The following is a 24268-nucleotide window of genomic DNA, read 5'->3' on the forward strand; positions in this document are numbered from 1 at the left end:
TCATCCGGCCCCATCGGCGGCACGCCGGCGCTGGGGCCGTAAAGGCATCAGATCCCTCCGCCCTCCAGCACCTGGGACATCACCTTGGCCAATGCCGTGACCATCACATCTGCCGTCGGCCGGTGGACGATGACGATTTCGTAGCTGTCCACCTCCGGCAGTCCCTGTTCCCCCCCTAGCACTCGATGCTCCCCAGTGGCCGCCCGTGGCGGCAACAGGCTTATGCCCATACCATCGGCCACCGCTGCCTGGATGCCACTGAGGCTGGAACTGGTAAAACTGATGCGCCAGCGCCGGCCCATGCCTTCGATGGCGCTGATCATGTCATCGCGGTACAGCCCGCGGGGCGGAAATGTCACCAGCGGGATCGGGTCGAGTTCGAAGGCAGGCATGCGCGCGCTGTCGATCCACTGTAGGCGCTCGGGCCAGCACGCCACGCCTTCGCGGCTGTTGCGGCGCTGCTTGAGCAGTACCAGGTCAAGTTCACCGTTGTCATAGGCCTGACTGAGGTCGCGGCACAGCCCGCTGGTGACCTCCAGCTTGACCTGCGGGTGCAGCCGGCTGAATGCCGACAGCGCGTTGGTGGTGCGCCCACCGACGAAATCTTCCGGAACGCCCAGGCGTACGGTGACGCCGACCATGGCACCGGCCAGGGCTTCGAGCATCTGGTCGTTCAATGCCAGCATGTGCCGGGCATAACCGAGCAAGGTCTGGCCGGCGTCGGTCGGCAATACGTCACGGTTCCCGCGCACCAGCAGGCGGTGGCCAACCATGTCCTCGAGACGGCGGACTTTCTGGCTGATGGTCGATTGCGTCGAATGCAGGCGTACGGCAGCGGTGGTGAAGCTGCCACAATCGGCCACCACGACAATGGCACGCAGCAGGTCGAGGTCGAACAGGCTCCTATTCGATTTAACGCTGATAGACATCCCGGTATTCAACTTTTGAATGGCAAGGTTGTCTTCTACCACGACTAATCGCCAAGCGCCACGCCCTCGCGCCGCGGGTCGGCGCCCCCCGCCCAGCCTGCGCCGGAGCGCTGGATGATCTGCATGCCGCTGGTCATGGTCATGGGCGTCACCTCATGGCCCCAGGCCGCCAATTGCCGGATCAGCGCCGGGCTGGTCAGCCCGGCTTCCACTTCAGTACCTACGTTGCGGCTGCCGAAATTTGGCAAGTTGCTGGCCTGTTGCGGGTCGAGCCGCCAGTCCAGCAAACCTACCAGCGCCTTGTTCACGTAACCGATGATCTGCGAGCCACCGGGTGATCCGAGGCTGGCCACCAGTTCCCCGGACGCCCGCGCGAAAACCAGGGTCGGGGCCATCGCCGACAACGGCCGCTTGCCCGGTTCCACCCGGTTGGCCACGGGCTTGCCCTTCTCCTGAGGGATGAATGAAAAGTCGGTCAATTGATTGTTCAGCAGGAAGCCCTTGACCATAAGGTGCGAACCGAATGCCGCCTCTACCGAGGTGGTCATGGCCAGCGCCTGACCGCTGTCATCCACCGCCGAAACGTGCGAGGTGGAAATGCGCAGCGGCGAGCGGTCCGGGGCCAAGGCCAGGTCCGCCCCCTGCGGCCTGCCCGGCCGGGCCTGTTTCATGCTGAAGTCACCGATCAGCGTGGCCCGCCGGGCCAGGTACGCTGGGGCGGTCAGTGCCTTGAGCGGTATCGGCACATAGTCGCTGTCGGCCAGGTACTGGGCACGATCGGCGTAAGCCAGCCGTTCGGCCTCGGCAATCAGGTGAACGGCCAGCGGCGCAGGCTCAAGGCCTGCAGGCGAGGCACTGGGGCTGGGCGGCAGCTTCGCAAGGTCCCGTTGTGGCATGGCGTGCTGCAGCGCCTCGAGGATACCCAGGGTCTGCAGTACGGTCACCGCACCGGACGAGGGCGGCGGCATGCCACAGATCTGCCAGGCCTTGTAAGGGCCGCACAACGGCGTGCGCTCCTTGGCCTGATAAGCGCGTAAATCCGCCAGTGACAGGAATCCGGCATTGGCATGCCCCTGTACCTGGGCGACTATCGCTTCGGCAATTTCACCGGTATAGAACGCCTCCACGCCCTGCTGCGCGATGCGTTCGAAGGTATGGGCAAGCTCGGGGTTGCGCAGTTGCGTGCCCACCGCCAGCGGCTGGCCGTGCTCATCCAGAAAATAGCGGGCCATGGCGGGTGATTTGGCGATGAAAGGGTCACCCGCCAGCAACGCGTGCAGGCGTTCGGACACGGGGAAGCCACTGCGCGCCAGCGCGATGGCCGGCGCGAACAGTTGACTCCACGGCAGCTTGCCATGTTGCTCGTGCGCCATTTCCAAGGCACGCAGCACCCCGGGTACGCCTACCGAGCGCCCGCCGATCTGCGCTGCCCGAAACGGCATCGGGGTGCCGTCCGGTTGCAGGAACAGCGTTTGCGTCGCCGCTGCCGGCGCGGTCTCGCGGCCGTCGAATGCCTGCACCCGTTTGCCATCCCAGTACAGGATGAACGCCCCACCGCCAATGCCGCTCGATTGCGGCTCGACCAGGGTGAGTACCATCTGCATGGCAATCGCGGCATCGATAGCGCTGCCACCGGCACGCAGCATTGCCCGCCCGGCTTCACTGGCCAGCGGGTTGGCAGCCGCCACCATGTGCCGGTTGGCGTAAACCGCTTGCAGGCCAGAGCGGTACCCGGACTCAAGCTCAGGCGGCGCGGGCAGCGGTTGGTCGGCCCAAGCCCAGGGACTGGCCAGGGCAAGGCACAGGGTGCTGATCAATTGGGAAGACGATGGCATGGTGGCGTCCTGTCGAAGTGCGTGCCTTGGCCGCCCAACATAAACCAGGGCAGGTACTGCGCAAAGCGCCGTGGCACCACCTGGGCATTGAATGCACAATTTCTCGTATACAAAAATGAACATTTCTGGTTACATCAACCCGCGCCTACGACAGTGGTAATCGCTGCTGCGTATTGCGACAGGCTAAAGCCATGTACTACCCCTATCTGCTCATTCCCTTCGAGCGCCCCTTGCGAATCGACGCATTCGCCGTTCACCCGTTGCCCTTTGCACCCCTCCACCGCCTTACGCCAAGTCTTAGTGACCCGGCGTCGTCGGTGCGTGCCCGGCTGCGCTGACCGGCCCTGCCGCCCACACCGTGTTTTCCAAGCCGGGCCTGGTTGCCGCGATAACAACCAAGTGTCCGCACTGACAAATTGCACCTCGCCATTAGCGGGAAGGAATACCTATGCCAAAGACTTTGCTGATCAAGAACGCCGAACTGCTGGTGACGATGGACGGCGAGCGCCGCGAAATCAGACGCGGCGGCCTGTTCATAGAAGACAACCTGATCAAGCAGGTCGGCCCCAGCGACGAACTGCCCCAGCATGCCGACGAGATTCTGGACATGACCGGCAAGGTGGTCATCCCGGGGCTGGTCAACACCCACCATCACATGTATCAAAGCCTGACCCGCGTGGTGCCAGCGGCCCAGGACGGTGAACTGTTCAACTGGCTGACCAACCTTTACCCGATCTGGGCACGGTTGACGCCCGAGATGATCGCGGTCTCGACCCAGACCGCGATGGCCGAACTGATCCTCTCCGGCTGCACCACCTCCAGCGACCACCTGTACATCTACCCCAATGGTTGCAAGCTCGACGACAGTATCCACGCCGCCGGGGAAATCGGCATGCGTTTCCATGCCGCGCGCGGCAGCATGAGCGTGGGTCGCAGCCAAGGCGGCCTGCCGCCAGATTCGGTGGTGGAAAAGGAAAGCGATATCCTCAAGGAGTCGCAGCGCCTGATCGAGGACTACCATGACGCCAGCCATGGCTCGATGCTGCGCGTGGTCGTGGCGCCCTGCTCGCCGTTCTCGGTCAGCCGCGACCTGATGCGCGAAGCCGCGGTACTGGCACGCAACTACGGGGTTTCACTGCACACTCATCTGGCTGAAAACGTCAACGATATCGCTTACAGCCGCGAGAAGTTCGGTATGACACCGGCTGAATACGCCGAGGACCTGGGCTGGGTCGGCCATGATGTGTGGCACGCGCACTGCGTGCAGCTCGACCAGCACGGCATCGAGCTGTTCGCCCGTACCGGCACCGGCGTTGCTCACTGCCCGTGCTCGAACATGCGCCTGGCCTCCGGTATCGCGCCGATCCGCAAGATGCGCGACCACGGGGTGCCGGTAGGCCTGGGGGTCGACGGCTCGGCCTCCAACGATGGCGCGAGCATGATCGGTGAAGTGCGCCAGGCTCTGCTGCTACAACGTGTCGGCTTCGGCCCTGATGCGATGACCGCCCGCGAAGCGCTGGAAATTGCCACCCTGGGCGGTGCCAAGGTACTCAACCGTAATGACATTGGGGCATTGGCACCGGGCATGGTCGCCGACGTCGTCGCCTTCGACCTCGGCCATGTCGCCTACGCAGGCGCCCACCACGACCCGCTTGCGGCCTTGGTGTTCTGCACCCCGACCCAGGTCCACACCAGCGTGATCAACGGCCGTGTAGTGGTCAAGGATGGGCGCATCACCACCGTAGACCTGCCGCTGGTACTGGAGCGCCACAACCAGTTGGCCCGCCAGCTGGTTACCGGCGACTGATAGCGGCATGCAAGCCCGTGGAGCGGCGCGCAGGCGCCGCTTTGTCGGGCCCTGCGCCAGGCGCTGTCACAGCACCTTAACCGCCCGACCGATGAACTGCACCGGCCCGGTTGGGCGTCCGGTCGGCGAGCCACCGGCTCTTTCCAGGGTCAACTCAAACAGCTGGTTGGGCTCCAGCGGGGGCAGGCCATCGGCGGGCACGCGGTATTGCTCGCCAGGTTTGACCAAGCCCAGCGACAGCGGCGCCTGCCACTGTTCGCCCTTGGTCCAGAACTGCAGCACCTTGTCGCTCGGTACCGCGAACTGCCCCAAGGGTATCAGCTGAATGCTGCGTGTATCGCTTGCCTGCACCACCCAGCCCGGGGCACTGTCTGCCGGCGCAACCAGCACCACCAGGTAGGAAGGCTCTGGCGCCTTGGCGGTGAGCAGCGTGAAGGCCAACAACAGGCTGGCAACCAGGCCTGCACCGGCCAGGCCCTGCCACAGCACCAAGCGATGCCACCAACGCTCGGCCTGCGCTGGCGGCCCGACGCGCTGCGGCTGTAGCTGTGCATCGACGCTGCGGCTGATCCGCGCCCACAACCGTGGGCTGGGCGCCAACGGCTCAGCGAGCGCATTCAACGCCAATAGCCGCTGCTCCCAGGCATCCACGGCAGCACGCAACGGCTGATCCTCGGTAAGGCGTTGACGCACAGCCTCATGCTGTTCAGCCGACAAGGTACCCAGCACATACTCCCCGGCCAATTCATCGAGTGCGTCGGCGGTCTCGCCTTGTGGCTTCTTCATCCCATGCACTCCCGCAACGCCTTCAGGCTGCGTTTGATCCAGGCTTTGACGGTGCCCAGCGGCGTGTTCAGCAACCCGGCGATTTCGGCATGGCTGCAACCGTCGACATACGCGTGCAGGATGCACAGCTTGCGTGAAGGCTCCAGTTGCTCCAGGCAACGGTGAACCTTGGCCGAGTCCGCCATGAGATCGATATCATTGGCATAGGGCAACGGGGCTTGTGCGCTGTCCAACGCTTCTTCATCCAGCATGACTTCGCGCCGGGTGTCGCGTATGTAATTGAGCGCCAGGTGCCGGGTCACGCTATAGATCCAGCCCCGCGCAGAACCACGTGAAGCATCGAAGCTGGCTGCGCGGGACCATATCCGAATGAAGGCATCGTGCAGGATGTCTTCTGCTGTAGCGTGGTCACGGGCGATACGGCGCACCACACCTAACAGGCGTGCGCCCTCCTCCTCGTAGAGTGCATGCAGCGCTCGGCGGTCTCCCTCTGCGCAAGCTTCAAGGCAACGCTGAAAATCGAAAGGGGGCAAAGGTGAGTTCAATGCAAGGTCAGCCCTGTAGTCCCTGGACGGTTCCCCCGGCCATTGGGCCGGGGGGCTGTCGATCAGCGTAGACGCCAGTGGCTCACCTGCCTATACGCACTGCCATCATTTTGCCGCCCAGAAGATATAGTCGGCCTGATAGTCGACGATTTTGCGCTCACCTTTGTTCTGCATCGAGCAGGCAGTTGCCGGGGCGACCCCGCCACGGGTAGCCACGCGCTGGATATAGCTCACACCCGTCATGGCGCCTTTACCTTCGGCCGGGCTGGCCTGAACCAGTTGGTAAGGCAGGTCGCCCTTGCCCGCTGGCGCCACGGCCAACTGGGTGCCGGTGACCTTCGAACCGTCCTTGGCCTGCCAGGTGGCTGGGGGGCCGAAGTAGTCGCCCACTGCCTTGCCAGACCTGTCCTTGAGTACCGCTTTGGGGCCGACGAATGTCCACTCGGTCTGGCCGGGTGCATTGGCTTTGTCGCGGCATTCGTAGGTGACCTGGCCCACACCGACGGTTTCGAGCATGACGCTGTGGCCGTCCGGAACCTTGACCGCGGCAGGCAACGCGGATTGAGCGTGTGCGGCTTGGCTGGCCACGATCAAGACTAAGCCGCCTGTGAGCATCAACATGGTAACTGGGCTGTTCATGGTGCAAATCTCCTGGCGAGTAATCGACAGCGCGAAGTCGCGCTACCGGTAATACCCGCCAGGTTGCAGATTGGATGCACCTGCAGAAAAAAATGTGCAGCCACTCGCCCGTTACCCGGCTCGCCGATCAGCCAACTTGGGCGGGTGCGGTCTTGGCTGCCTTGCGCAGGCTCCATACACCCCATGCCAGGCCGATCACAGCCGCGATGACCGAGCCGGACAGCACGCCAAGCTTCGCCGCGCCCAGAACGCCAGGGTCAGAGAACGCCAGGTTGGCAATGAAGATCGACATGGTAAAGCCGATGCCCGCCAACAGCCCGATCAGCGTGATGCCGTGCCAGGTAACGCCCGCCGGCAGCGCACACCAGCCCAAACGTACCATCAGCCAGCTGATCGTCACGATACCCAACGGCTTGCCCAGCACCAGCGCCACAGCGACGCCTGTCATCACCCAGTGAGGACCATCGGCAGACAGGTCGACACCAGACAACCCGACACCGGCGTTGGCCAGGGCGAACAGCGGCATGATCGCGAAAGCCACCCAAGGGTGCAGATGGCCTTGCACGCGCAGCACAGGAGCAACCAGCTCCCGCTGCGCCACACGCAGGTTTTTCAACGGGTTCATCAGTTCGCTGTCATCGATCTGCGGTGCCTTGGCGCGACCTAGCAGGTCGTCGGTAAAGCGCCTGACGGCTTCCATCGGGCGCTCGCCCAAGGGCATCGCCCTGACCGGTGTCATCAGGCCGAGTACCACGCCCGCCAAGGTGGGGTGGGCACCAGTCATCAACATGCCCACCCAGGTGATGAACCCGGGAATGACGTAGGCATAGGCCGAACCGACCCCGATCTTCTGCAGGCCGAGCACCAGCAACAGGCCGATGCCAGCGACGCCGAAGCCACTGTAATCCAGGCCACCGGAATAGAAGAAGGCAATGATCAGCACGGCGATGATGTCGTCGATGATCGCCAGGGCGAGCAGGAATACCCGCACATTGGAAGGAATCGACTTGCCCAGCAGCGCCAGTACACCCACCGCAAAGGCAATGTCGGTGGCGGTGGGCACGGCCCAGCCCTCTAGCCCGGGTGGCGAATGATTGAACGCCAGGTAAATGAGCGCGGGTACCACCACACCGCCGACTGCTGCCGCCATCGGCAACGTGGCCTGGCGCAGGCTGGACAGCGCGCCTTCATGGATTTCGCGACGGATCTCCATACCCACGACCAGGAAGAAGATGGTCATCAGGCCGTCGTTGATCCAGAAGTGTAGAGACTGGGAATAGACCAGGGAGCCGAGGCCGAAGCTTATCGGCGTGTGCCAGAGGGCGTCGTAGCTTTCGGCAGCGGGCGAATTCGCCCAGATGAGTGCTGCAACGGCGGCGATCAACAGTACGACACCGCTCACGGCCTCAATGTGCAGAAAGCGCTCGAAGTTGGCGAATGCACGCTGGGCAAGTTGCTGGGCACGGGGCATTGCATGTTTTTGCATGGGCACAAGAACTCCCGCACGGCGGCCCGACCTGCGTAGTTATTTAACCTGCGTCACTGCTTCATGCAGCTAGCACCCGCGGGCATTCTAACCACATGGCCTGCCCCACGTCATCCATTGTTGGTCTCAGACCAACGCAGCTGCATGAACAAATCTTCATAGTGCCTGTGAGCGCCCGGGTTGCGGGGTGAAACGCCGGATGCTCGGTTTTGCGCATGGCAGCTGTCTTGAGCAGAGCCCCCGGCACGCGTAGCATCGCCGCCCCGCATGCTTGTGGGAGCCGGCCTGCCGGCGATTCGAGTGCCTGGCACTCGTCTACATCCATGTTGGCTGGCCTGGCGTAGTCGCCGGCAGGCCGGCTCCCACAGGTTCGCGTTCAGCCGACACATCACCGCCCATGCCCCAACCGATCCCTCTCAAAGACCACGAAAAGGAAAAGCACCTGGTCAACCGCCGGCTCCTGGCTTGCGCTGCCCTGGTCTTCAGCCTGGTCGCCGTGCTGATCGGCCGTCTCTACGTGCTGCAAGTACTGCAACACGACCAGCAAAGCGCGGTATCGGAAAACAACCGCGTACACGTACTGCCCATCGCCCCCGAGCGCGGGCTGATCTATGACCGCAACGGCGTGGTACTGGCCGACAACAAGCCCAGTTTCGACCTGACCATGACCCGTGAGCGCGCCGGCAACCCGGCCAAGGTGCTCGATACCCTGATCCAGGTGCTGGGTTTGAGCGAGGATGAGCGCAAGCAGTTCGACAAGGACCTGCGCCGTGGGCGCAAGCCGTTTGAACCGGTCACCCTGATGGTTGGCCTGACCGAGCAGCAGATCGCCCTGGTGGCAGTCAACCAGTTCCGCCTGCCCGGCCTGGATGTCGAACCGCAGTTCATCCGTGAATACCCGCTGGCCGAGCACTTTGCCCACTCGGTCGGCTATGTCGGGCGGATCAACGAAAAGGAAGCCAAGACCCTCGACAGCACCGAGTACCGCGGCACCCAGTCGATCGGCAAGACCGGTATCGAACACTTCTATGAAAGCCAGCTGCACGGCCACGTCGGCTATGAAGAGGTCGAGACCAACGCCCAGGGCCGGGTGATGCGCGTGCTCAACCATCAGGACCCGATCCCCGGCAAAGACATCCACCTCAGCCTCGACGCGCACCTGCAACTGGCCAGCGAAAAAGCCCTGGGTGACCGCCGCGGCGCGGTGGTGGTGCTTGACCCGGCCAACGGTGACGTGCTGGCAATGGTCAGCAACCCAGGCTTCGACCCCAACCTGTTCGTCAAGGGCATCAGTTTCAAGCAATACGCCGCCCTGCGTGACTCCATCGACCGGCCGCTGTTCAACCGCGTGCTGCGCGGGCTGTATGCACCGGGCTCGACGGTCAAGCCGGAAGTGGCCATCGCCGGCCTCGACAGTGGCGTGATCACCCCCGGCAGCCGGGTGTTCGACCCGGGTTACTACGAGCTGCCCAACTACGCGCACAAGTACAGGAACTGGAACCGCAGCGGCGATGGCTGGGTGGACATGTACACCGCCATCATGCGCTCCAACGACACGTACTTCTACGACCTGGCGCACAAGCTCGGTATCGACCGCCTGCACGACTACATGGCCGAATTCGGCCTTGGCCAGAAGGTCTCGCTGGACATGAACGAAGAGGCTTCGGGGTTGATGCCGTCTGCTCAATGGAAACGCGCCACCCGCCGCCAGGCCTGGTACCCCGGCGAAACGCTGATCCTGGGCATCGGCCAGGGCTACATGCAGGTCACCCCGCTACAGTTGGCTCAGGCCACCAGCCTTCTGGCCAGCAAGGGCGTTTGGCACCGCCCACACCTGGCTCTGACCGTGGGTGACGAAACACCGGTCGACCCGAACCCGATGCCGGACATCGTGCTGCACGACCGGCACGCCTGGGACCAGGTCAGCCAGGGCATGCAGATGGTCATGCATGACCCGCGCGGCATTGCCCGCGCCGCCGCCGCTGGCGCGCAGTACCGCATCGCTGGCAAGAGCGGCACGGCGCAGGTGGTGGCGATCAAGCAAGGTGAGCGCTACAACCGCAACAAGACACTGGAGCGCCACCGTGACAATGCCCTGTTCGTCGGCTTTGCACCCGCTGACCACCCGCGCGTGGTCGTGGCGGTGCTGATCGAGAACGGTGAGGCCGGTGGCCGGGTGGCCGGCCCGGTGGTGCGCGAGGTGATGGATGCATACCTGCTGGATGACCAGGGGCACCTGAAACCGCAGTATGCCGGTGATGCAGTACCCAAGCAGGTTCCACACGCCTGAGGCTGCCCGGCAAACTGATCGCCGGCACGCCCATAGTCACATTTCGGTCACGCTACCGTCGTAATCTGCCGGGCAATTCTATGCCAAAGGTCGCCCGGCATGCTCCGTCCGTTGCTCTTGCTGCTTCACCTGCTCCCGCTGACGGCCGTGGCCGAACCCGTACACCTGCGGGTGCAAGGGTCCAACACCATCGGCGCGGCGCTGTTGCCCGCGCTGGTGCAAGGGCACCTGTGGGCGCAACAGGCAACGGCGATCGAGCAACGCCCAGGCGCGGTGGCCAACGAGACCGTGATAACCGCCGTAGACGCCCACGGCCAGCCGCTGCGCATCGACATCGCGGCGCACGGCTCGAGCACCGGCTTTATCGCGCTTGGCCGTGGCGAGGCCGATCTGGCCGCAGCGTCTCGCCCCATCAACGATACCGAGGTGCGCCAGCTCAAGGCGCTGGGCGACTTGCGTGCAGCCGGCGCCGAGCAGGTGATCGGGCTGGATGGCGTGGCAGTGATCGTCCACCCCGATAACCCCCTGCCGCAGCTCACCACTGCGCAGTTGGCTCAGGTGTTTTCCGGCGCTATAGGCACTTGGGAGCAACTCGGTATCGCGGGGGGGCCGATCCACCTGTATGCCCGCGACGATCGCTCCGGTACTTTCGAGACCTTCAAGGCGCTGGTGCTGGAGCCGCATCAAGGTGAACTGGCCCCCGGAGCACAGCGCTTCGAGTCCGGTGACAGGCTGGCCGACAACGTGGTTGCCGATCGCCAGGCCATCGGTTTCAGCAGCCTGGCAGCCGTGCACGGGGCCAAGGTGCTGGCGATTGCTGAAGGCAATGCGCCGGCCATGCTACCTGAGCGCCCGCAAGTGGCCAGCGAGGACTACCCCCTCTCGCGCCGGCTGTATCTGTATCTGCCCGCCAACGCCAAACCTCAGGCCAAGGCCCTGGCGGAGTTCGCGCAAAGCCCTGCTGGCCAGTCGATCGTCGCTGAGCAGGGGTTCGTTTCACAGCAGATCCGGCCCCTTGCAGTGCCGGCGCAAGCCGACATGCCACCGCGCTACCGCAACCTGGCCCAGCAAGCGCAACGCCTGAGCGTCAACTTCCGCTTCCAGGAAGGCAGCGCCAGCCTCGACAACAAAGCCCTGCGCGATGTACAGCGGGTCGCCGACTACCTGCGCCAGGCCGGCAAGCTGCAAAGCAAGGCGGTGCTGGTCGGCTTTGGCGATCCCAAGGAAACACCAGGCCGCGCCGCCCTGCTCTCGCGCCTGCGAGCACAGGCGGTACGCCGTGAACTGGCGCGCGATGGCGTGGAAGTGCTGGAGGTCACCGGCATGGGCGACGAGCTGCCGGTCGCGGGTAACGAGCTGGAACAGGGGCGCTTGCGTAACCGCCGGGTGGAGGTTTGGGTGTACTGAGGCAGGCCGCCGCGCACGGGCTCAGGCAAAAATTTGTAACAGCACGCCACTCGGCATCACAGGGAAATGGGGCTAGGCTCAAATCCATGTGATACCGGGCCCCTCTGACGGCTGCGCGCCGCCATGTCGGATCACTGTTGCCATGCAACGTCGACAATCAAGGAGGGGCTCATGACAGCTCTACAGACCTTTCTCACAACCCCATTTCTCGGCACCAGCACCTGGTTGTGGCTGGTGTTCCTGGCCATCGTCATCGGCCTGCTGGTACTCGACCTGGGTGTGCTGCACCGCAAAGAACGCGAAATCGAAATGCGCGAAAGCCTGCTGCTGTACTCGGGCTATTTCAGCGTGGGCGTGTTGTTCGGCGCGTGGGTCTGGTACGAACTGGGCGCGCAGTCGGCGCTTGAGTTCTACACCGGCTTTTTGGTCGAACAGTCCTTGTCGATGGACAACGTGTTCGTCATGGCGATGATCTTCGGTTTCTTCGCCATCCCCCGCCGTTACCAGCATCGGGTACTGTTCTGGGGCATTCTGGGTGTGGTGTTCCTGCGCGCGATCATGATCGGCGTGGGCGCGACACTGGTGCAGAACTTTGAATGGGTACTGTACATCTTCGGGGCATTCCTGCTGTTTACCGGGATAAAAATGGCGTTCTCGAAAGAAGACAGCCACCCCGACCTGGCCAACAACCCGGTACTCAAATTCGTCAAGCGGCACATGCGCGTGACCGACCAGATTCATGGTTCACACTTCTTCGTGCGCCTCACCCCGCCAGGCGAGAGCAAGGCATTGCGCTATGCCACACCGCTGTTCCTCGCGCTGGTGCTGATCGAGCTGGCCGATTTGGTGTTTGCGGTCGACAGCGTGCCGGCAATCTTCGCCATCACGCAGGACCCGTTCATCGTCTACACCTCGAACATCTTTGCCATTCTGGGTCTGCGCTCGCTGTACTTTGGCCTGTCGGCATTGATGCACCGCTTCGTGTACCTCAAGTACGCGCTGGCGCTGGTGCTGATCTTCATTGGCTGCAAGATCTTCTACCACGGTATGGTCGGCAAGGTGCCGGCACTGCTGTCGCTGGGCGTGACTTTCGGCTTGTTGCTCGGTGGGGTCGTGGTGTCGCTGATCAAGACCCGCGGCGAGAAAGCGGTCGTGGGCGACGTGCAAGGGGAGCAGCTCCCACCCACGCAGCCCGAAAGCGCCAAAAAGGAAGAAGACCCGCAATTGCGGGTCTGACCCCCTGCATCTGCTGCGTACATTGCTTTCAGAACACCGAACAAGCGTTTATCGAGGCCGCGCTCACCGCCCGCTACGCAACATTTCAACCGGCACATATTTGCCGATCTCATACTTGCCGATCGCCGCCCGGTGCACCTCATCCGGCCCGTCAGCCAGGCGCAAGGTACGCTGCATCGCGTACATGTATGCCAGCGGGAAATCCCCACTCACCCCAGCACCACCATGGAGCTGAATGGCACGGTCGATCACCTTCAAGGCGACATTCGGCGCCACCACCTTGATCTGGGCGATCTCACTGCGCGCCACCTTGTTGCCGACCGTGTCCATCATGTACGCCGCCTTCAGGGTCAGCAGCCGCGCCATGTCGATTTCCATGCGTGAATCAGCGATCTTGTCGACATTGCCGCCCAGCCGTGCCAGCGGCCGGCCGAACGCCGTGCGCTCGACCGAGCGCCGGCACATCAACTCCAGCGCCCGTTCGGCCATGCCGACCGAGCGCATGCAGTGGTGAATACGGCCTGGGCCCAGGCGCCCCTGAGCGATCTCAAAGCCGCGCCCCTCACCAAGGATCACATTTTCGTAGGGCACACGCACGTTCTCGAACAGCACCTCGGCGTGGCCATGGGGGGCGTCGTCGTAACCGAACACAGGCAACGGCCGAACGATCTTCACCCCCGGTGCGTCAGTCGGCACCAGCACCATCGAGTGCTGCTGGTGGCGCGGCCCGTCAGGGTTGGACAGGCCCATGAAGATCATCACCTTGCAACGCGGGTCGCAGGCCCCGGAGGTCCACCACTTGCGGCCATTGATCACCCACTGATCACCGTCACGCACGGCAGTGGCGGCCATGTTGGTGGCGTCCGAGGAGGCTACGTCAGGTTCGGTCATGGCAAATGCCGAGCGAATCTCGCCCCGCAGCAGCGGCTCCAGCCACTGCTGCTTCTGCGCCTCGCTGCCATAGCGCACCAGCACTTCCATGTTGCCCGTGTCCGGCGCCGAACAGTTGAAGGGCTCCGGCCCCAGCAGCGAGCGGCCCATGATCTCGGCCAGGGGCGCGTACTCCAGGTTGCTCAGGCCGGCACCGTACTGCGACTCCGGCAAGAACAGGTTCCACAAGCCCTCGGCGCGGGCCTTGGCCTTGAGCTCCTCCATGATTGCGGTAGGTTGCCAGCGGTCACCTTCTGCGACCTGGCGCTCGAACACTGGCTCGGCGGGATAGACATGGGCATCCATGAACGCGGTGACGCGCTCGCGCAGAGCCTGGACCTTGGGTGAATAGGCGAAATCCATCGGGGCTACCTTCACGGTTCGAAGTACATGGGCAGAGCCTAGAGCAGCGCAGCTCAATCCACCTAGTCTATTTTCTGCGTGTATAAACATTCATAACCGATATATGATCGGCCGATAATTCCAACAAAGAGCGGCGCCCATGAACCTCAGCAAGGTCGACCTGAACCTGTTCATCGTCTTCGATGCCATCTATACCGAAGCCAACCTGACCCGCGCCGGGCAGATCGTCGGCATTACCCAGCCAGCGGTGTCCAACGCGCTCTCGCGCCTTCGCGAAACCTTCAACGACCCGTTGTTCGTGCGCACCGCCCAGGGCATGGTGCCGACCCCCATGGCGCAGAACATCATCGGCCCGGTGCGCAACGCCTTGGCGCTGCTGCGCACCTCGGTGCAGGAAAGCCGCATCTTCAACCCGCAGCAGGCCAACAAGACCTTCCGCATCAGCATGACCGACCTGACCGAAGCGGTGATCCTGCCCCCGCTGTTCCAGCGCCTACGGCGCCTGGCGCCTGCGGTGCTGATCGAGAGCTTCCTGTGCAAGCGCCGTGAAACTACCAAGGAGCTGGCTGCAGGGCGCCTGGACTTTGCCGTCGACGCGCCGTTGAACACCGATCCGCAGGTGCGCCATGTCAAGCTGATGCAGGACCGCTACGTCTGCGCCGTACGCCAGGGTCACCCGCTGGCCGACGCCAAGCTCACCGTCGAGAGCTACCTGGGCATGACCCATATCCATATCTCCAGCCGCCGAAACGGCCTGGGCTATGTCGACCTGGCGCTAGGCAAGATGGGTGTGCAACGCAAAGTCGCCCTGCGCTCGCAGCATTACCTGATGGCTTCCCAGGTGCTGCAACAGACAGACATGGCGATGACCGTGCCAGAACGGTTCGCCCGCCGCCACCAATTGCGCTACCAGCCTTTGCCGGTGGAAGTGCCTGCGCTCGAGACGCACCTGTACTGGCACGAAAGCACCGACCAGGATCCGGCCAACCGTTGGATGCGCGAGCAGATCATCGAGTTGTGCCAACGGGTAGTGGCTGAAGAAGAGCGGAGTTTGGAAAGCGCTTGAGCGTCGGCCTAGCTTATGAAACAACCTACGATCGGTCACTTTTGGAGAATAGTTTTCTACAGAAACGGGTAAACCATGAAAACAAGGGCAAAAATTTTCGCAGCGCCCGGGGTACGCTTGCTGTCAGGATCGCCGAACCCGCGGCGACAGCTACGGACCCAATGCCATGCCCAGCGCCCCACTCTATTTCGACTACGCCGCCACCACACCGGTAGACGACCGCGTCATTGAAACCATGCTCACCTGCCTCGGCCGCCAGGTGAACTTCGGCAACCCCGCCTCCTCGGGTCACGCCTACGGCCAGCGGGCTCGCGAGGCCGTGGAGCAGGCTCGCCAGCAAGTGGCCGAGCGTGTCGGGGCGAGCGCTGAAGACCTGGTGTGGACATCGGGCGCCACCGAGTCCAACAACCTTGCGCTCAAAGGCATCGCGCAAGGCATCGGCCAGCCAGGCCACCTGATCACCAGTGCACTAGAGCACAAGGCCGTACTCGATACCGTCAGCGAACTGGAGCGCCAGGGCTGGGCAGTCACCCGCCTGGCCCCGGACGCTGCCGGCCTGATTCAGCCCTACGACGTACAGGCGGCCCTGCGCGAGGATACCCGCCTGGTCTCGCTGATGGCAGTCAACAACGAACTGGGCACCGTCACCGATTTCGCTGCCATTGGCGAGCGCGTGCGTGCCCATGGCGCCCTGCTGCACGTGGATGCGGCCCAGGCGGTGGGCAAGCTGGCCATCGAGTTGCGGGCGATGGCGGTAGACCTGATGTCGTTTTCTGCCCATAAGGTCTATGGGCCAAAAGGCATTGGCGCGCTGTATGTCGGCCCTCGCGCACGCGCCTGGATGCGCGCCCAGATCCACGGGGGTGGCCATGAGCTTGGCCTGCGCTCAGGCACCCTACCTACCCATCAGATCGTTGGCATGGGCAGCGCCTTCGCCCTGGCCGGCCAGCCTGGCGACAGCGAGCACCAGCGCATCGAGCAGCTCGCCCGGCGGCTGCGCGAAGGGCTGCTGGCCGTGCCTGGGGTCCGCCTCAACGGCTGCGCCCGCCAGCGCGTAGCGCATACCTTGAACCTCTGTATCGAGGCCCCGGGCTTCAACAGCCTGACGCTGGCCAGTGAACTGGCGCTATCGAGCACCTCGGCGTGCAACTCGGCGAGTCACGCGCCGTCGCATGTACTGCTGGCGCTGGGGCTGGATGAGGCGCAGGCGCGCAAAAGCGTGCGCTTGAGCATCGGGCGGTTTACCAGCGAAGCAGAGGTGGACAAAGCGATCGAGGTGTTCGAACGCTCAGTTGCGGGCGCTTCGCTGGCCTTGTGGTGAACCTGGCGTTACCGCTTGCTGCAACGGCCTCCCTCAAAGGAAGGTGAAGACCTTCGAAGCCGGCAGGCGCGATTTGTTCAGCCCGGCATTGAAGTCCGACTCGCTACGGTAACCCAGGCTCAGCACCACCACACTGGTGTACCCCTGCTCACGCAGGCCCAGTTCGGCATCCATGATCTTGCTGTCGAAACCTTCGATCGGCGTTGCGTCCAGCCCATGGGCGGCAGCGCCGAGCAATGCAGTGCCCAGGGCCAGGTAAGTCTGCTTCTCCATCCAGTGCTGCAGGTCTTTCTGGTCGTAGCGGTGCAGGCTCACATAATGGCGACGGCTCTGGTTCTGGCCGGCACGGGCCTGATCATCGCGAAAACGTCCGTCGGCCGCTTCCTGGTCGAGCACGGCGTCCAGGTGTGCTTCGGTCATGTCGGTGCGGGTACAGAACACGATCACATGGGACGCATCGAGGATCTTCGGCGTGTTGTAGGCAAAACCGTCCAGGGTGCTCTTGGCCAGGCGTGTCTTGCCCTCTGCGCTGTCGGCCACGATGAAGTGCCATGGCTGCGAGTTGACCGAGGATGGGCTGTGGCGCAGCTGCTCGAGCAAGGCGTCGATGGTGGCCTGAGGGATCTTGCGCGCGGCATCGTAGGCCTTGGTGGTGTAGCGGCCCTTGGCCAGAGAAACGGTATCCATGTTGCAACTCCTTAAGCGGAACGGGACGTGCGGCGCATATTATCTTTCCTGCCAATCAAAAAAAGCAGCAAAATGCAGCAACACTTTCACCCATGGAGTGAAAATGCTCCGCATCACCGACCTCGAACTGTTCGTGCGCAGCAGCGCACTGGGCAGTTTCACCGCCGCCGCCCACGAGGCCGACCTGCTGCCCGGGCAGGTCGCCGCTGCCATCAAACGCTTGGAGCGTGACCTCGACGTGCGCCTGTTCGCACGGACCACCCGCAGCCTGCGCCTGACAGCCGAGGGCGAGCTGTACCTGCCTACCGCGCTCAGCGTGCTGCAAAGCCTGCGCCAAGGCCGGGAGAACCTGCACGGCGCCAACAGCACCCTGCGTGGGGTGCTGCAGGTGTCGGCGCCCTCGGACCTTGGGCGCAATATCCTGCTGCCATGGTTGAGTGATTTCCGCCGCGAGCACCCTGAACTGACCCTGCGCCTGCACCTGTCCGACCAAGTCGCCGACCTGTTCCGCGACCCGGTGGACGTGGCCATACGCTATGGCCTGAACGAAGAAGCCAACTACATCGCCCTGCCCCTGGCACCGTGGAATCGTCGTGTGCTGGTGGCCTCGCCGGCCTACCTGGCGCGTCACGGGCGGCCGCAGACGCTGGATGACTTGCAGCAGCATGCGTGCCTGCTTTACCTGCAACAGGGGCGTATCTACGACAAGTGGCGGCTGGGCAACCGTACCGTTCAGGTGAGTGGCCCACTGTTCAGCGACGATGCCGATGTGGTGCGGCGCTGGGCCATCCTTGGCGAGGGTATCGCCTACAAATCGTGGCTGGATGTCAGCGCCAATGTGGCAACTGGCGAGCTGCAAGTGCTGCTGCCGGAGCACCCGGGCGAACTGAGCCCGGTAACCTTGGTGTGCCCACACCGCAAGCAGCTGTCGCCTGCGGTATCGCAGTTGCATCTATGGCTGCGCGAGCGTTTCGCCGCGCAGCAGCCGCGCTGAAGCCTGCTGTGCACAATTATTCTAAACGCAGGGCGGATTCTGCATTAAGGTGAACTGCCCTACCTTCTGCAGCCTTGCCGCCATGCCAGACTGGATCGACCTCAAGCAAGACGCCGACACCGGCATCGAGTCGGTGCGTGCGCATTTCGTTGGCCACGCCTACGACCCGCACTGGCATGAGAGCTTTCTGGTCGGCGTCACCGAGCAGGGTGTGCAGCAGTTCCACTGCCGGCGTACACGCCATCACAGCACACCCGGGCAGGTGTTCCTGCTCGAGCCAGGCGACATTCACGACGGCGATGCGCCAACGGCAGAAGGTTTTACCTATTCGACCCTGTACCTGGAGCCGACCTGGCTGGAGGCGGAGCTGCGCGTGCTGTTCGAGCAAGCGCCCAGTGACAGCCTGCCAAGCTTCGCCGATACGCTGTGCGATGATCGCCAGCTTGCCCGCGCCACCACCCTCGCCTTTCAGGCGGTGCATGGCGGGGAGCTGCGCATCGTGCGGCAAACCGCCACCGATGACCTGCTCAGTTGCCTTACCGGCCACCTGCACTGGCGCAAACGCCTGAACCCCGATCCGCGCCTGCCGCTGACCGCCCAGCGGGCACGCGACTACCTGCATGCACACCTCGATCAGGACATCGGCCTCGACGACCTGGCACTGGCCTGCGGCGTGGACCGCTTCCGCCTGACCCGTGCCTTCAAGGCTGCATTTGGCCTGGCGCCGCACGCCTATCTGATCCAGCTGCGCCTGGCGCGCGCCCGACGTCTGCTTGCCCAAGGCCGGACCCCGACCGAAGTGGCCATGGCCCTGGGCTTCGCTGACCAGAGCCACCTGGGGCGCTGGTTCCGCCGTGCCTACCGGCTCACCCCCGCGGACTACCGGCGCCGCTGCTCAAACCTTCCAGACTGACACGCAGCAATCGGCCAGCATGGTGCCCTGTTCAATAGGAGCCGTTCACCATGTCGCATTCGTTGTTGCCGTTCATGCTCTTCGCCCTGGTCGCCAGCATCAGCCCAGGGCCGACCAACCTGCTGATCCTAGGCCATGGCGCACGGCAGGGCCTGCGCGCGAGTGTGGCGCCGATCCTGGCGGGTTGCAGTGCGGCGGCAGCGGTCGTATTGCTGGTCGGCCTGGGCCTTGGTGAGTGGCTGATGCGTCACCCGCTGGCCCAGCAGGTGATGAGCTGGGCCGGCGTACTGTGGTTGAGCTGGCTGGCGTGGCGCATTTTACGCAGCGCGGGGCAGCCCTTGGATGTCAGTGCAGCCAAGCCTTTCGGCGCCCTCAGTGCCGCGTCGCTGCAAGTGGTCAACCCGAAAGTGTGGCTGATGGCAGTGGCGGTGATCGGGGTGTTCGCCGCGCCGTCACTGCCGGTGTGGCAATTGGCACTGGTGTTTCTCGTGATTGCCCTGCCGTGCATGACGGCCTGGGCACTGTTGGGGGTCGGAAGTGCACGCTGGTTGCAGACGCCGGAGCGGTTACTGTGGTTCAACCGAGGGTTGGCGGGCATGTTGCTGGTGTCGGCCTGGGCCGCGCTGCTTGGCTGAGCCGAAGGTAGGCTGTACCGGCCCTGTCGGCAGCAAGCCGACGACAGGGCCGGCACCATCAATCAATGACGCAGGGCCTCGCGAAAGCGTCGGGTGCTGGCCAAGGCCAGCAGCAACCCGACCACCGCCACAGTGCCGCCGGCCCACCCGATGGAGGCCACACCCATCTGGCTGCTGACAATACTGCCCAGCAGCGCCCCGCCGCCAATGCCGATGTTATAGATGCCCGAAAACAACGCCATCGCCACGTCCGTGGCATCGGACGCCAGCTTCAGCGTCTTGGACTGCAGCGACAGGCTGAAGCTGAGGATCGCGACGCCCCAGAACATGCTCAGCCCGGCAAACAGATAGAAGTTGCCCGCCAAAGGCAACAGCAGCAGCAGGCACGCCGCCAGCAAGCCGATCGAGCCTACCAGCAGGCCATGCGGAAAGCGCTCGCTGTAGCGGCTGAACAGCACCGAGCCAAACACCCCCGCCCCGCCGAACAGCAGCAGCAACAAGGTGATGCGCTCACCACTGATCTGCGCCACCTGCAGGGCGAACGGCTCGATGTAGCTGTACGCCGTGAATTGCGCGGTGATCACCAGGGTCACCAGCACATACGTGATCACCAGCGCCGGGCGCTTGAACAGGATCGGCAAGCTGCGCAGCGAGCCGGAGTTCTGGCTGGGCAAAAGCGGCAGCGATTTCACCAGGCAAAGCATGGTGGCCAGCGCCACCCCGGCAATGCTGAGGAAGGTGACCCGCCAGCCCAGCGCTTCGCCGACCACGCGCCCCAGCGGGATGCCCAGGACCATTGCCAGGGTCGTACCGGTAGCCAGCAAGCCCAACGCCTTGGCCTGCTGGCCTGGCGGCGCCACACGCACGGCCAGCGAGGCGGTGATGGACCAGAACACGGCATGGGCCAGGGCGATGCCGATGCGGCTCAGCAGCAGTACCGCAAAACTTTGCGACAGCCACGACAGCAGGTGGCAGACCACGAACACCACGAACACGCACAACAGCAGGCGCCGACGCTCGATATTGCGCGTGAGCAGCATCATGGGCAGCGAGGCTAAGGCCACCACCCAGGCATAGATAGTCAGCATCAGGCCGACCTGAGCGGTGCTCATGTCGAAACTGCGGCCGATGTCGCTGAGCAGCGCCACCGGGACGAACTCAGTGGTGTTGAAGATGAAAGCCGCAAGGGCCAGGGCGATCACACTCAGCCAGCTGCCGCCGCCGGCGGTTGGCGGCAGGTTGGTGGGGATGGGTCCGTTCATGGGGCGAATTCTATTCTCCGCAGGCAAGGCGAAAAGACGCGCGTCAGGGGCCAAGTATCGGCCGCGCTGAGGCACGGGTTTGTTATTGGAGGGAATGCCGGCATGGTACGCGTCAACAGCGCACCTCACAACCAGGCGCGCACAGGGGAATGGGCGCCGCCCCCAGACCCGATCGCCCGGAGGGTCTGGGGGCAACGCGTGGCTGGGAAGGATCAGCCCTGCAGCGTCGCCATGTCGATCACGAAACGGTACTTCACATCACCGGCGATCATGCGCTCATAAGCCTGGTTGATATTACGGATATCCAGCATCTCGATATCGCAGCGGATATCGTGCTCGGCACAGAAATCCAGTACTTCCTGGGTCTCGGCGATACCGCCAATCAGCGAGCCCGCCAGCACCCGGCGCTTCATCACCAGGTTGGCCGCGTGCAGCGCCGGGTCGATCGGCTCGATCAGGCCCACCAGGATATGCACGCCATCGAACTTCAGCGTCTCCAGGTACGGGTTCAAGTCGTGCTGCACCGGGATGGTATCGAGCAGGAAGTCGAAGCGCCCGGCAGCGGCGCGCATCTGCTCGGCATCGGTGGAGACGATCACATGGTCGGCGCCTTGGCGACGGGCTTCATCAGCCTTGGCCTGCGAGCGGGTGAACAGGGTTACTTCAGCGCCCAACGCCTTGGCCAGCTTGATGCCCATGTGCCCCAGGCCACCCATGCCAAGAATGCCGACCTTGTGGCCAGGGCCGACGCCATGGTGCTTGAGCGGCGAGTAGGTGGTGATACCGGCGCACAGAATCGGCGCCGCGCTGGGCAGGTCCATGCCAGCCGGGATGCGCACCACGAAGTGCTCGCTGACCACGATGCTGCTGGAGTAACCCCCCATGGTATTGCTGCCATCGACCCGGTCCGGGGTGGCGTAGGTCATGGTCGGGCCTTCCAGGCAGTATTGCTCCAGGTCCTTGGCGCAAGCCTCACAGTGGCGGCAGGAGTCGACCATGCAGCCGACGCCGACCAGGTCACCGACCTTGTGCGCCGATACCTTCTCGCCCACCGCCGTGACGCGGCCGATGATCTCGTGGCCGGGCATCAGCGGGTACACGGCGATGCCCCACTCATTGCGGGCCTGATGGATGTCGGAGTGGCAGACGCCACAGTAGAGGATCTCGATGGCGACATCGTCCGGGCGCGGGCTGCGACGCTCGAAGGTCATGGGCGCCAGGGGGCTGGTCGGGGTTTGCGCGGCGTAACCGATAGCAGTGTACATACAAGACCTCAGGTGACAGTGAAACGATTCAGGCGGTATATTTTCCCCGTCCTCGCCCTTCCCGCCCACAGCAAATCCTCCGAGGTGAATGCCTGATTCTCCGAACCTGGCCTGAGCCACCTGGCGCCGAGCCTCGGATCTGAGATGATGCAAGTGTCTGATTCTCTGCCCATGGTCCATCATGCAACTGACCCGCCACGTCGACGCCAACGCCCCGCTGTGCGCCCTGATCCGCAGCCTGGCCACACGCCCGGGCTTCGTGCCCACTCATCTGCCACAAGTCCAGGTGTTGAGCTGGGACCATTACGTGGCCAGCAGCCCGCAGATCTATGAACCCAGCCTGATGATCCTGGCCCAGGGCAGCAAGCTGGCGCGCCTTGGCCCGCGCACGCTGGAGTATGGCGCCGGGCATTACCTCGTGCAGGCGCTGTCGGTGCCGTTCATGTGCGAAACCTTCGCCACCGCCGAAGCGCCGTTACTGGGCGTTGCGGTGGACATCGACCGCGGCGTGCTGGGTGAACTGGTACAAAGCATGGCGCTGGCGCCTGACCCTGCAGTGCAGGCGCAGACGCCGCAATCGATGACTTCGGCAGCGCTGGATGCGCCCATGCGCGAGTGCGTCGAGCGGCTGTTACGCTGCCTGCAGGATCCGACAGATGCCAAGGTGCTCGGCCCGGCGCGGGTGCGCGAGGTTCTGTACACCGCACTGCGCGGGCCCCAGGCCGGGGTGTTGCGGGCGTTGGTCGAACAGCAGGGGCATTTCGCGCGCATCGGCGCCGCCCTTGCTCACCTGCGTGAACACTACACCGAGCCGCTGAGCGTGGAAGCGTTGGCTGCACGGGCGAACATGAGCGTGTCGACCTTCCACGAGCACTTCAAGCGCTGCACCGACATGGCGCCGATGCAATACCTCAAGCGCCTGCGGCTGCTCAAGGCGCAACAGATGCTGATCGGCGAAGGGCTGGGTGTGGCGCAAGCGGCGCATCGCGTGGGCTACCAGAGCACTTCGCAGTTCAGCCGCGAGTACAAACGCCAGTTTGCCCGTAGCCCGGGGGATGAGCAGGCCTATCAGAGTTTGCCTGTATGACGGCGGGCAGCCACGAGCACCCCGTCGTGATTGCCGCGCAAGCATGGCGGCAGATCGACCAGTACCCGCCTCAGGGCGTCAACGGCCACTGCGCCAGCGGCAGGTACTGGCCTTTGCGCGATTCGTAGAGCGTGAAGTGCCGGGCTGTAATGAAAAAGTCGGGGGCCACGCTGGCCTCGGGCACCTGGCCGCGAAAGTCCCGTGACAGGGTCAGGTGTGGCCGGTACTCACGGGCCTGCTCGGCAAAGCCCATGGGCAGCAGTGCCTGCTGCAGCCCATAGACGAATTGGCGCAGCGCCGCCGGGGGCTGCTGCGGCTCGAGCACGAGCACGTTTGCCCGGGGCCAGACCTTGAGCTGATCGAGCAGCAGGCGCAGGGGGGCATCGGGACGCGCCAGGTTGTCCACCGCAGCGCAAATCGCCGGCACCTGCACGGCATCCACATCGCCTAGAAACATCAAGGTCAGGTGGAAGTTGGCACTCGGCACCGGTTTGCCACTACGCAGCTGGAGGCCACGCCGCCACTGGGCGATCGCACGCTGCTGGGTGTCGGTGACCGGCAGGGCGAAAAACAGCCGTTTGAAGGGGGCGCCTGTGAGGCGCGGGTCCTGAACCATGCGGGCTCCTTTACGTTAAACGTTTGCGCATACTGCGGCCATTGCACCTTGGTCGGCCGCAAATCTCGCCAACCACGGTGCAAACTATCTGTACAAACTCCCCCCATGATTGTTTATGCTGGCGGGCTTATGCCATGGCGCATGGCCATTTTTCGACAAGTAATCGTCC

At 63.9% G+C, this 24268-nt stretch carries 21 protein-coding genes; 10 read left to right on the top strand and 11 right to left on the bottom strand.

Translation table 11 applies throughout. The features are described 5' to 3' along the window. Positions 1-47: 47 nt before the first annotated feature. Positions 48-929, bottom strand: a complete 882-nt coding sequence (locus tag ACIPZH_RS10300) for a LysR substrate-binding domain-containing protein (protein WP_400626650.1) — start codon at positions 927-929, stop codon at positions 48-50. Between the two features lie 44 nt (positions 930-973). Then, positions 974-2764 carry a gamma-glutamyltransferase gene (gene ggt / locus ACIPZH_RS10305; protein ID WP_400636100.1) on the bottom strand — a complete coding sequence of 597 codons (1791 nt, stop codon included), beginning with the start codon at positions 2762-2764 and terminating at the stop codon, positions 974-976. 448 nt (positions 2765-3212) lie between these two features. On the opposite strand from ggt, the gene ACIPZH_RS10310 reads away from it, so the two are divergent. Further along, positions 3213-4571 (top strand): 8-oxoguanine deaminase, encoded by a 1359-nt coding sequence (locus ACIPZH_RS10310; protein ID WP_400636101.1) that lies wholly within the window; start codon positions 3213-3215, stop codon positions 4569-4571. A 66-nt stretch (positions 4572-4637) separates the two neighbouring features. Here the strand turns inward: ACIPZH_RS10310 and ACIPZH_RS10315 are convergent, their stop codons facing one another. The 4 genes from ACIPZH_RS10315 to nhaA all read right to left on the bottom strand — a co-directional run bounded on the left by ACIPZH_RS10315 (position 4638) and on the right by nhaA (position 8027). Then, a complete protein-coding gene (locus ACIPZH_RS10315; protein WP_400636102.1) occupies positions 4638-5357 on the bottom strand; it encodes an anti-sigma factor domain-containing protein in 720 nt (239 codons plus the stop codon). Further along, positions 5354-5902, bottom strand: a complete 549-nt coding sequence (locus ACIPZH_RS10320) for a sigma-70 family RNA polymerase sigma factor (RefSeq protein ID WP_400636103.1) — start codon at positions 5900-5902, stop codon at positions 5354-5356. The genes ACIPZH_RS10315 and ACIPZH_RS10320 overlap by 4 nt, the downstream gene beginning before the upstream one ends. A 105-nt stretch (positions 5903-6007) precedes the next feature. Next, positions 6008-6523 (bottom strand): DUF3455 domain-containing protein, encoded by a 516-nt coding sequence (locus ACIPZH_RS10325; RefSeq protein ID WP_372490496.1) that lies wholly within the window; start codon positions 6521-6523, stop codon positions 6008-6010. A 145-nt stretch (positions 6524-6668) separates the two neighbouring features. Continuing rightward, positions 6669-8027 carry a Na+/H+ antiporter NhaA gene (gene nhaA / locus ACIPZH_RS10330; RefSeq protein WP_400636104.1) on the bottom strand — a complete coding sequence of 453 codons (1359 nt, stop codon included), beginning with the start codon at positions 8025-8027 and terminating at the stop codon, positions 6669-6671. 397 nt (positions 8028-8424) lie between these two features. Here nhaA and mrdA point away from each other — a divergent pair, with 397 nt between their 5' ends. From mrdA to ACIPZH_RS10345, 3 genes are all read left to right on the top strand, one after another. Continuing rightward, positions 8425-10317 carry a penicillin-binding protein 2 gene (gene mrdA / locus ACIPZH_RS10335; RefSeq protein ID WP_241805215.1) on the top strand — a complete coding sequence of 631 codons (1893 nt, stop codon included), beginning with the start codon at positions 8425-8427 and terminating at the stop codon, positions 10315-10317. A gap of 99 nt (positions 10318-10416) precedes the next feature. Further along, positions 10417-11724, top strand: a complete 1308-nt coding sequence (locus ACIPZH_RS10340) for a substrate-binding domain-containing protein (RefSeq protein ID WP_400636105.1) — start codon at positions 10417-10419, stop codon at positions 11722-11724. A gap of 171 nt (positions 11725-11895) precedes the next feature. After that, positions 11896-12960, top strand: a complete 1065-nt coding sequence (locus tag ACIPZH_RS10345; RefSeq protein WP_400636106.1) for a TerC family protein — start codon at positions 11896-11898, stop codon at positions 12958-12960. Between the two features lie 63 nt (positions 12961-13023). Here the strand turns inward: ACIPZH_RS10345 and ACIPZH_RS10350 are convergent, their stop codons facing one another. Continuing rightward, the gene (locus ACIPZH_RS10350) at positions 13024-14253 is read right to left on the bottom strand and encodes an acyl-CoA dehydrogenase (RefSeq protein WP_241805218.1); all 1230 of its coding nucleotides are present in this window, start codon (positions 14251-14253) and stop codon (positions 13024-13026) included. A gap of 139 nt (positions 14254-14392) precedes the next feature. On the opposite strand from ACIPZH_RS10350, the gene ACIPZH_RS10355 reads away from it, so the two are divergent. Both ACIPZH_RS10355 and ACIPZH_RS10360 read left to right on the top strand, forming a co-directional pair. After that, a complete protein-coding gene (locus ACIPZH_RS10355) occupies positions 14393-15319 on the top strand; it encodes a LysR family transcriptional regulator (RefSeq protein WP_400626677.1) in 927 nt (308 codons plus the stop codon). 166 nt (positions 15320-15485) lie between these two features. Next, a complete protein-coding gene (locus ACIPZH_RS10360) occupies positions 15486-16640 on the top strand; it encodes a cysteine desulfurase family protein (RefSeq protein WP_400636107.1) in 1155 nt (384 codons plus the stop codon). 33 nt (positions 16641-16673) lie between these two features. Here the strand turns inward: ACIPZH_RS10360 and nfsB are convergent, their stop codons facing one another. After that, positions 16674-17327 carry an oxygen-insensitive NAD(P)H nitroreductase gene (gene nfsB / locus ACIPZH_RS10365; RefSeq protein ID WP_241805221.1) on the bottom strand — a complete coding sequence of 218 codons (654 nt, stop codon included), beginning with the start codon at positions 17325-17327 and terminating at the stop codon, positions 16674-16676. A 103-nt stretch (positions 17328-17430) separates the two neighbouring features. On the opposite strand from nfsB, the gene ACIPZH_RS10370 reads away from it, so the two are divergent. The 3 genes from ACIPZH_RS10370 (at position 17431) to ACIPZH_RS10380 (ending at position 19869) form a co-directional block, all read left to right on the top strand. After that, the gene (locus ACIPZH_RS10370) at positions 17431-18321 is read left to right on the top strand and encodes a LysR family transcriptional regulator (RefSeq protein WP_241805222.1); all 891 of its coding nucleotides are present in this window, start codon (positions 17431-17433) and stop codon (positions 18319-18321) included. Between the two features lie 82 nt (positions 18322-18403). Beyond that, positions 18404-19234 carry an AraC family transcriptional regulator gene (locus ACIPZH_RS10375; RefSeq protein WP_267816713.1) on the top strand — a complete coding sequence of 277 codons (831 nt, stop codon included), beginning with the start codon at positions 18404-18406 and terminating at the stop codon, positions 19232-19234. A gap of 50 nt (positions 19235-19284) precedes the next feature. Beyond that, positions 19285-19869: a LysE family translocator gene (locus ACIPZH_RS10380; protein WP_400626685.1), complete on the top strand. Its 585-nt coding sequence runs from the start codon at positions 19285-19287 to the stop codon at positions 19867-19869. Positions 19870-19931: 62 nt separating this feature from the next. Here the strand turns inward: ACIPZH_RS10380 and ACIPZH_RS10385 are convergent, their stop codons facing one another. Together ACIPZH_RS10385 and calA are read right to left on the bottom strand one after the other, a co-directional pair. Continuing rightward, positions 19932-21131 carry a sugar transporter gene (locus tag ACIPZH_RS10385; protein ID WP_400636108.1) on the bottom strand — a complete coding sequence of 400 codons (1200 nt, stop codon included), beginning with the start codon at positions 21129-21131 and terminating at the stop codon, positions 19932-19934. Between the two features lie 212 nt (positions 21132-21343). After that, complete coding sequence (gene calA / locus ACIPZH_RS10390) at positions 21344-22396, bottom strand: vanillin reductase (protein ID WP_241805226.1); 1053 nt, start codon at positions 22394-22396, stop codon at positions 21344-21346. Between the two features lie 181 nt (positions 22397-22577). Between calA and ACIPZH_RS10395 the strand changes: the two genes are divergently transcribed. Beyond that, complete coding sequence (locus ACIPZH_RS10395) at positions 22578-23483, top strand: AraC family transcriptional regulator (protein ID WP_267816720.1); 906 nt, start codon at positions 22578-22580, stop codon at positions 23481-23483. 70 nt (positions 23484-23553) lie between these two features. On the opposite strand, the gene thpR is transcribed toward ACIPZH_RS10395, so the two are convergent. Further along, a complete protein-coding gene (gene thpR / locus ACIPZH_RS10400; RefSeq protein ID WP_400636109.1) occupies positions 23554-24099 on the bottom strand; it encodes an RNA 2',3'-cyclic phosphodiesterase in 546 nt (181 codons plus the stop codon). Between the last annotated feature and the right edge of the window lie 169 nt (positions 24100-24268).

Origin of the sequence: Pseudomonas sp. NPDC089758 (assembly GCF_044748705.1) — a bacterium.
In the GTDB taxonomy this organism is placed as follows: domain Bacteria; phylum Pseudomonadota; class Gammaproteobacteria; order Pseudomonadales; family Pseudomonadaceae; genus Aquipseudomonas; species Aquipseudomonas putida_X.

Bases quoted from the DNA above. Each gene is read 5' to 3' on its own strand.
- ACIPZH_RS10375 (WP_267816713.1), top strand. From the start codon at position 18,404: ATGCCAGACTGGATCGACCTCAAGCAAGACGCCGACACCGGCATCGAG.
- mrdA (WP_241805215.1), top strand. From the start codon at position 8,425: ATGCCCCAACCGATCCCTCTCAAAGACCACGAAAAGGAAAAGCACCTG.
- ACIPZH_RS10385 (WP_400636108.1), bottom strand. From the start codon at position 21,131: ATGAACGGACCCATCCCCACCAACCTGCCGCCAACCGCCGGCGGCGGC.
- ACIPZH_RS10360 (WP_400636107.1), top strand. From the start codon at position 15,486: ATGCCCAGCGCCCCACTCTATTTCGACTACGCCGCCACCACACCGGTA.
- ACIPZH_RS10310 (WP_400636101.1), top strand. From the start codon at position 3,213: ATGCCAAAGACTTTGCTGATCAAGAACGCCGAACTGCTGGTGACGATG.
- nhaA (WP_400636104.1), bottom strand. From the start codon at position 8,027: ATGCAAAAACATGCAATGCCCCGTGCCCAGCAACTTGCCCAGCGTGCA.
- ACIPZH_RS10380 (WP_400626685.1), top strand. From the start codon at position 19,285: ATGTCGCATTCGTTGTTGCCGTTCATGCTCTTCGCCCTGGTCGCCAGC.
- ACIPZH_RS10300 (WP_400626650.1), bottom strand. From the start codon at position 929: ATGTCTATCAGCGTTAAATCGAATAGGAGCCTGTTCGACCTCGACCTG.
- nfsB (WP_241805221.1), bottom strand. From the start codon at position 17,327: ATGGATACCGTTTCTCTGGCCAAGGGCCGCTACACCACCAAGGCCTAC.
- calA (WP_241805226.1), bottom strand. From the start codon at position 22,396: ATGTACACTGCTATCGGTTACGCCGCGCAAACCCCGACCAGCCCCCTG.
- ACIPZH_RS10345 (WP_400636106.1), top strand. From the start codon at position 11,896: ATGACAGCTCTACAGACCTTTCTCACAACCCCATTTCTCGGCACCAGC.
- ACIPZH_RS10315 (WP_400636102.1), bottom strand. From the start codon at position 5,357: ATGAAGAAGCCACAAGGCGAGACCGCCGACGCACTCGATGAATTGGCC.
- ggt (WP_400636100.1), bottom strand. From the start codon at position 2,764: ATGCCATCGTCTTCCCAATTGATCAGCACCCTGTGCCTTGCCCTGGCC.
- ACIPZH_RS10325 (WP_372490496.1), bottom strand. From the start codon at position 6,523: ATGTTGATGCTCACAGGCGGCTTAGTCTTGATCGTGGCCAGCCAAGCC.
- ACIPZH_RS10370 (WP_241805222.1), top strand. From the start codon at position 17,431: ATGCTCCGCATCACCGACCTCGAACTGTTCGTGCGCAGCAGCGCACTG.
- ACIPZH_RS10350 (WP_241805218.1), bottom strand. From the start codon at position 14,253: ATGGATTTCGCCTATTCACCCAAGGTCCAGGCTCTGCGCGAGCGCGTC.
- thpR (WP_400636109.1), bottom strand. From the start codon at position 24,099: ATGGTTCAGGACCCGCGCCTCACAGGCGCCCCCTTCAAACGGCTGTTT.
- ACIPZH_RS10395 (WP_267816720.1), top strand. From the start codon at position 22,578: ATGCAACTGACCCGCCACGTCGACGCCAACGCCCCGCTGTGCGCCCTG.
- ACIPZH_RS10355 (WP_400626677.1), top strand. From the start codon at position 14,393: ATGAACCTCAGCAAGGTCGACCTGAACCTGTTCATCGTCTTCGATGCC.
- ACIPZH_RS10340 (WP_400636105.1), top strand. From the start codon at position 10,417: ATGCTCCGTCCGTTGCTCTTGCTGCTTCACCTGCTCCCGCTGACGGCC.